Source organism: Megasphaera sp. NM10 (assembly GCF_000417505.1).
In the GTDB taxonomy this organism is placed as follows: Bacteria; Bacillota; Negativicutes; order Veillonellales; family Megasphaeraceae; genus Megasphaera; species Megasphaera intestinihominis.
Window position 1 is genome coordinate 1 of sequence record NZ_APHY01000026.1, and the last position, 6,494, is coordinate 6,494.

Sequence of the window (6,494 nt, forward strand, 5' to 3'; positions counted from 1 at the left end):
GAATTGACAGAACAATCTTGGTCTTAAATTCAGAAGTGTACTTTTTTCTTGGCATGATAGCATCCTCCAATTTTCGTTACTTAATACTATATCATGCACTCTTAAAATTTTCAGTACTGGTCTGAATTCACAGGCCCATTATAATAAAACCATTTTTCCCAACCTAATTTCCATCCTAGAGCTTGCTCCATACTAATTCGAATCGGAATATGTGCAAACCATTTCATTAAAGTAACTCGTTCGCGAGGATCAAGAGAAATTCCTATATCAAAGTTATATTTACGGAGCATCTTTCCCATACGATATACATCCATATATCCACCTTTACTTTGATACGTATAGGGAATGACTTGATCGATACCTTCAAAAAATGAAGCTACATAGGCTAAATTCGCGGTTGCCAAATATATAATTTCAGAATCGGGATATGCTTTTTTTAAAACAGGGATAACCGAGGAAGACATAATCATGTCCCCTAAATGCATAATACCGTCAATAAATATTTTAATATGTGACATATAATAGCCTCTCCTCAATAATCTTCATCATAAAAAAGCGAATCAATATGGCGTTCAAGTCGTTTATATTCAACAAATAGTTTTTTTTTCAAGAATATTGTTGTAATAATTATTGAAAATAACGATTGTTACTTGTAAAGTACTTTCTTGATTATGACAGATACCTCATTCAAGACAATTTCATTTATTTATACACAAATAAATCTCTAAAATATCAGACATATTGTCAAAATCGATAGGATAACAAAGGCAAAATATCAGATATCCTCATACAAACGTAGACTACATCCCGTAATGAACCAAAGTGTTTTCACTGCAGCTGACATTCCTAATGTATAATCAAAAAAACCTACAACAATAAAACCGATCCAAGCACAAAAACCGATTAAGCTATACGGACAATTCCACCTCCTAAATATCCACAACGAATAAATTATAAATACTATCAAGCCGATAAAGCCCATAAAGCCGCTGTCTACAACTGTCTGCACATAGTTATTATGGAAGTGACCGAGCCCTTGCGTATCCGCCGCAGTACGATAATTTTGGAGATAAACCTTGCCCCCCTGTAAGATTCCATATCCAATAATAGGTTTTTCTCGTACCATAACTGTTGCACTCTTCCAAGCTTCGATACGGTCACCATTTGATCGATCCGTTGTTATATTCGCTATGGAAGCTGCACGTTGTTGCAACTGAGGAGTCGCTACTATTGTACCTGTTATACAAATAAAAATTGCTACTAAGGCAAAACATTTTTTAGGACTCCATTTTGCACCTTGATAAAGCACAAAAGGCATGACAGCTAGAATCCCCACCCAAGAACTTCTTGTTCCACTAGCGATTGCCCCCAAAACAATACAGACCGCACAGAAGAACAACCAATTTTTATACAAAGTATATTTTTTTTGTGAAATCCACAAGATGATACTAGCTGGAAAAACTGTAGCGACTATGCTAGCATGGCGAAGCCAACCATCTCCGAGGCCTTGTGCTCGGGATGCCTGTGTGATAAACCGCTCAGCAAGTGTTGCAATCCCATCAATAGCCATAAAAACAATAAAGAAAAACAAAGCCTTCTTGATAGCCTCATTATCAACTTTTAGAAAAATCAATATAATCAACACAAAAAAGCGTAGTACAAAATAATCAATGTATTTAAAAAATAGAATATTCAGTATTTAAACTAAAAATTGCTGATGGCAATACCATTAGTGCAAAAAACACATAGATAAGAAAATATCTTTTAATTTGTATCGGTAAAAACAATTTCTCACCAGAACGATATCTGTGATAGGTATCAATAGTAAAAAATATAATAGCAAATGCATAAAACACATTTCCAACAGCAATAGTAAGACGCTGTATACATATTGCCAAAGTAATCATAATAAGACATAAGTGATTGAATTTTATTCTATTTATAGGCCCAATTATTTTCTCCATCAAATTGACAAATGCAAAATTATTAAATTTCATTAATTTCCACTCTTTCTCAGCCTAAAATCATTTTCCAAAAAAATGCCCACCTAATGCGAAAATTCTGTCTTGTAATTGATTTTCCCTTCATATCTTCACTCGGTTGAGGCATAGGTTGATTATTAAAAGTTGTCCATTTTAAATAATCATAATACAACTTATTGAAAGGACCATTTAAAGAAAATTCCCAAGGTTTATACCTTCCAGCCCAATGAAAAACAGCCAGATTTTTCATAGCTTCTAAAGCCTTTACCCTTAATGAAGCATGACATAGTACTTTTAAGGGCATCGTAAATACAGGCGGAATAACATTCCATCTAAGCGGGATTTTTTTCCAATTGTTCATAAAAACCTTATTCAGGCCATCTTGATCGTGATGACGGAAAGCATGTTGAGTTACCGTACCAATAACTAAGCTTCCATATCTTTTTTGCCGCCACTGTTGTAAATCCATGATAAGAACGCCTGAATTAAAATAAGGGTCTCCCTCCGGCAAGCCTAACGTCTCAAACTTTTGCCGCCGCATCCTTTTGGATTTCATAATGCCAAAATCACAAACTGCACCTAGTGGCTTCCCCTCTAGGGAAAAGTTCCATAATTTCTCCACATCATCTAATACGACTAAATCTGTGTCAAAATAGATAACCTTAGTGACAGTTTCCGGAAGCACTTGATCAATAGTAAGTCGCAAATAAGCAGCTTTACTAATATGACCACTAGTAAAGCCATGAACCTTTTTATCATCCACTGAAATAAACTGAACTTCCCCTTTTAAATCATGTACAGTCTGCATAATTAAGTCTTGATTTTCTGATGAAATATCATCATTCAAGACATAGAAGTATATTTTTTCTGGATGCAAGGTGTTTTTCAAAATTGATGCACAGGCTACTGCCAAATGTTGCGCATAATTATTATCAGCTGCTAAAACAAGCGTAATTTTTTCCATTTTCAATCCTTTTCATTTTTCTTCTGCAATTCATACAATTTCACATATTTAAGCATAGTATAAAAGCCATGCTGCCCACATGAAATAATTCCCATCCAACCATCTAAAAAAGCTCTTTTGATAAGTAAAGCTCTCAAGGCGCCTAAACTTGCATGTAAAAAGGCTGTTCCTAAAGATACTCTTTTTCCTTGCTGATATCTTTCTTCCGCCCAAATTGTTGTATAATAATCTGCCTTCATTAGCCACTGATGCCAGCTTTTATAAGTATAATGCTGCATTTTACCTTTCAGTATTTCTTTAGGTAAATTACATTCTGGATGCTCATGGACTTTACCAACCCAATGTACCTTATCCCTTGGAAACAATCTGTATACACAATCTGGAGAAAAAATTCCATGATGGAATTCATATCCGTTAAAAAGCATATACCTTTCCATGCCATATTGACGTGCTTTATTATTACTCTGAACAATACTTGTTATATATTCACATAAAATTTTATCAAGGCGTTCATCGGCATCAAGGTACATAATCCACTCAGAATCAGTTTGCGTAAGAGCAAAATTTCGTTGAGCTGCAAAATCATCATTCAGTTCATGAAAAACAGTCCTTGCGCCCTCTTTTAATGCTAAATTTATCGTAGAATCTGTACTCCCCGAATCAATAACCAACACATCGTCCGTTGCATTTTTTTGCATTTTTAATCGCATTTTCAATATATGTTTCCTCATTTTTAGTTAAAATGACAATCGTCAATGTGCTCATAAAGTCCTCATTTCTTTACCAATGAAAAATATCGTCATCTGTCTGATACGCATTAATAACTATGTTACATAGTACCATATCCCCCGGTCAAAGTACAGTCAAGCCGCATCCTTCCTAGTATAGGAGGAGAAGGACAGCGCTAAATACGGTGCATCCTGATAGTATCTTGCTATTTATTATATTTTCAATTTTCTTGCCGGGAACTTGCCGTATTGTTGATTCCAATCCTGTATAGTCCACACATGTACTTCATCAATGAGTTTCTCACCGCTATTAAATTCACAGGTATGATTTTCATCTTGAAAATCTGTTCCACCTTATTCACCTGCTTTTCTTCCCATGTAGATTTCATCCATAAGCGCTTCAAAAGCGGTTACAATCGTATTATTTTGGAGAGCACTAAATTTTTTCTGTTGTTCATCGTATACTAATCCATCATCTTTTTTATACAGCGAATGAAAAAGGACCTTATCCGTGTCCTTGGCACGAATTTCGATATATTTGGCCAAAATATAGCTATGCGTACTGATAAGGATTTGTACATGCTGTCTGGAAAGGGCTAAAAGGCAATCGGCAATAACCGGCAAAAATTCAGGGTTTAAATTGGCTTCTGGTTCATCCCATAGAAGTATCGTATTTTCCGTAATGGTTTCATTCATCAATAATTGCCAAAGAATCCCAATTTTCTTAAAGCCTTCCGCTTCCAATTCAAAATTGATTTTCTGTCCATTTTTTTTGACAATGTAAAATTCGTCGTTGTCAATCGCAATGGTCCCATTAATCAACGGGTCTAACAGTGGCAATATACTCTTTGCCAACGCTGATGGCTGTTTAAGTCCCCAACGCCCGGCACATTCGATACTATCCAGTAAAGTCTTGTCAAAGGGAAAGTCATTGTACTTGTGCGCCATAGCTAATAATCCCCGTGAATGGGTCAGCATATCTTTTACCGGCAAATAAACGGCATTGATTTTTTTTGTGAAAAGGCTGTGCTCATAGGACACGGTCTGTACACCGGCATCATCGGACTCCAAAAGATGATGGGTCATGATTTTAGCCTCCTGATCTGTACTAGCAAGAGAAAAATGGCATACGTTCTGCTTTTTATTCCTTGCTAATGACTTCGTCTTAGCGTTTAGCTGGAAACAGGCCTGGAAATTTTCACGATGGTCTGCAGTCAATTCGCAACAACCATATACCGCTTTTAACAGCTGCGTCTTCCCTGTTCCATTAGCTCCAATGAATACATTTATATTCGGCGACAAAGAAATTTTTCCATCCGAAAAAACTGAAAAGTTTTCCATATGAATTTCACATAAAGCCATGACTTATCACCCCTGTCATCTGATTGAAATATCGATTTATAGCAAGGGCTGCCTTTCCCAGCATCCGCCCGGAGAGACAGCCCTTTTTATAACTTCGCTTGTGTTTATAATTCTTTGATGAGGTTGACCATTTCGATGGCGCTGGTAGCGACGTCGAAGCCTTTGTTGCCGGCTTTTGTGCCAGCCCGTTCGATGGCCTGTTCGATATTTTCTGTCGTGATGACGCCGAACATGATGGGGATGCCCGTCTTGAGGGATGCCTGGGCGATGCCTTTGGCCGATTCACCGCAGACGAGGTCATAGTGGCTGGTAGCGCCGCGGATGACGGCACCGAGGCAGATGACGGCGTCGTATTTGCCCGATTCTGCCATTTTCTGGGCGATCAGGGGGATTTCAAAGGCGCCCGGGACCCAGGCTGTCGTAATGTCTGCGTCATCGACGCCATGACGATGGAGAGCGTCGTAAGCGCCGCCGAGGAGCTTGCTGCAGATGAATTCGTTGAAACGTGCGACGACGATGCCGAACTTCGCACCAGAACCGATTAATTTACCTTCTTTGACTTGTACCATTGTAAAACACTCCTATTCTGAAATATTATGTTAAAATCCATTTTCCAGCAGTTTTTCCATCGTCAGGCCCGAAGACGCCGACGACGGATGACCGACGGTAAAGCTATGGACATATTTCCCGATGACATCCGTTTCCAAATTGACGATAGCGCCCGGATGTTTATCCATGAGCGTCGTATTGGCCATGGTATGAGGGATGATGGAAACGGAAAATTGGCTGCTGCCGACGGATACGACAGTCAGGCTGATGCCGTCGATGGTGATAGAGCCTTTTTCGACGATGAACGGCTCCATGTCCTTGGGGATGGAAATGGTGATGACCCGGGCAATGCCATCGGTGGCAATGCGGGCGACGTGGCCGATGCCGTCGATATGGCCGCTGACGATATGACCGCCCAGGCGGCCGCCGACCTGCATGGCCCGTTCGAGGTTGACTTGGGAACCGCTCTTGATAGTGCTGAACGACGAGCGGCGCATGGTTTCATGCATGACGTCGGCCGAAAAGGTCGAGTCCGTCATATCCGTGACGGTCAGGCAGACGCCGTTGACGGCAATGCTGTCGCCGAGCTGCGTGCCTTCTAATACTTTGTGTGCCTGAATGGTCAGGCGGATGGAATCGGGGCGGCGGTCCATATGGGCAATCGTCCCCAGTTCCTCAATGATGCCAGTGAACATAGGCGCCCTCCCTGTTGGCATTATATGCCGTAATCAATACATTATTGTCATGGAGTTCTGCCGAATCGTAGACCAGCGGCAGGCATTCATCGAGTTCATCGACGCCGCAGCCGCCGACAGACGGCAGGGCTCCGGTCCCACCGATCGACCTTGTCCCCCATGAAGCATAGACTCGACCAGGCGGGCATCGAAGAAGCTGCCCTGGACGGTACTG

The 6,494-nt window shown here is 40.1% G+C and carries 8 protein-coding genes and 1 pseudogene; all 9 read right to left on the reverse strand.

Annotated elements, in window-relative coordinates:
- Positions 1-110: 110 nt before the first annotated feature.
- Positions 111-518, reverse strand: a complete 408-nt coding sequence (locus tag NM10_RS05715) for a glycosyltransferase family 9 protein (protein ID WP_020310645.1) — start codon at positions 516-518, stop codon at positions 111-113.
- Between the two features lie 257 nt (positions 519-775).
- Positions 776-1,645, reverse strand: a complete 870-nt coding sequence (locus NM10_RS05720) for an O-antigen ligase family protein (protein WP_204365345.1) — start codon at positions 1,643-1,645, stop codon at positions 776-778.
- A 31-nt stretch (positions 1,646-1,676) separates the two neighbouring features.
- Positions 1,677-1,997, reverse strand: a complete 321-nt coding sequence (locus NM10_RS14150) for a hypothetical protein (RefSeq protein WP_020310647.1) — start codon at positions 1,995-1,997, stop codon at positions 1,677-1,679.
- Positions 1,998-2,013: 16 nt separating this feature from the next.
- Positions 2,014-2,946 carry a glycosyltransferase family 8 protein gene (locus NM10_RS05725; RefSeq protein ID WP_020310648.1) on the reverse strand — a complete coding sequence of 311 codons (933 nt, stop codon included), beginning with the start codon at positions 2,944-2,946 and terminating at the stop codon, positions 2,014-2,016.
- A 2-nt stretch (positions 2,947-2,948) separates the two neighbouring features.
- Positions 2,949-3,656 carry a glycosyltransferase family 2 protein gene (locus tag NM10_RS05730; RefSeq protein ID WP_239639632.1) on the reverse strand — a complete coding sequence of 236 codons (708 nt, stop codon included), beginning with the start codon at positions 3,654-3,656 and terminating at the stop codon, positions 2,949-2,951.
- Positions 3,657-4,028: 372 nt separating this feature from the next.
- Positions 4,029-5,036, reverse strand: a complete 1,008-nt coding sequence (locus NM10_RS05735) for an AAA family ATPase (RefSeq protein ID WP_020310650.1) — start codon at positions 5,034-5,036, stop codon at positions 4,029-4,031.
- A gap of 104 nt (positions 5,037-5,140) precedes the next feature.
- Complete coding sequence (gene ribH, locus NM10_RS05740; RefSeq protein ID WP_014016697.1) at positions 5,141-5,605, reverse strand: 6,7-dimethyl-8-ribityllumazine synthase; 465 nt, start codon at positions 5,603-5,605, stop codon at positions 5,141-5,143.
- 30 nt (positions 5,606-5,635) lie between these two features.
- Entirely contained in the window at positions 5,636-6,280 is a 645-nt protein-coding gene (locus NM10_RS05745) for a riboflavin synthase (RefSeq protein WP_020310651.1), read from the reverse strand.
- Positions 6,261-6,494 (reverse strand): annotated as a pseudogene (locus NM10_RS13280) (hypothetical protein); the annotation flags it as partial. The pseudogene NM10_RS13280 and the gene NM10_RS05745, both read right to left, overlap by 20 nt.

Excerpts from the sequence above, each read along its gene's own strand:
- NM10_RS05715 (WP_020310645.1), bottom strand. The coding sequence starts at position 518 with ATGTCACATATTAAAATATTTATTGACGGTATTATGCATTTAGGGGAC.
- NM10_RS14150 (WP_020310647.1), bottom strand. The coding sequence starts at position 1,997 with ATGAAATTTAATAATTTTGCATTTGTCAATTTGATGGAGAAAATAATT.
- NM10_RS05725 (WP_020310648.1), bottom strand. The coding sequence starts at position 2,946 with ATGGAAAAAATTACGCTTGTTTTAGCAGCTGATAATAATTATGCGCAA.
- NM10_RS05730 (WP_239639632.1), bottom strand. The coding sequence starts at position 3,656 with ATGCGATTAAAAATGCAAAAAAATGCAACGGACGATGTGTTGGTTATT.
- NM10_RS05735 (WP_020310650.1), bottom strand. The coding sequence starts at position 5,036 with ATGGCTTTATGTGAAATTCATATGGAAAACTTTTCAGTTTTTTCGGAT.
- ribH (WP_014016697.1), bottom strand. The coding sequence starts at position 5,605 with ATGGTACAAGTCAAAGAAGGTAAATTAATCGGTTCTGGTGCGAAGTTC.
- NM10_RS05745 (WP_020310651.1), bottom strand. The coding sequence starts at position 6,280 with ATGTTCACTGGCATCATTGAGGAACTGGGGACGATTGCCCATATGGAC.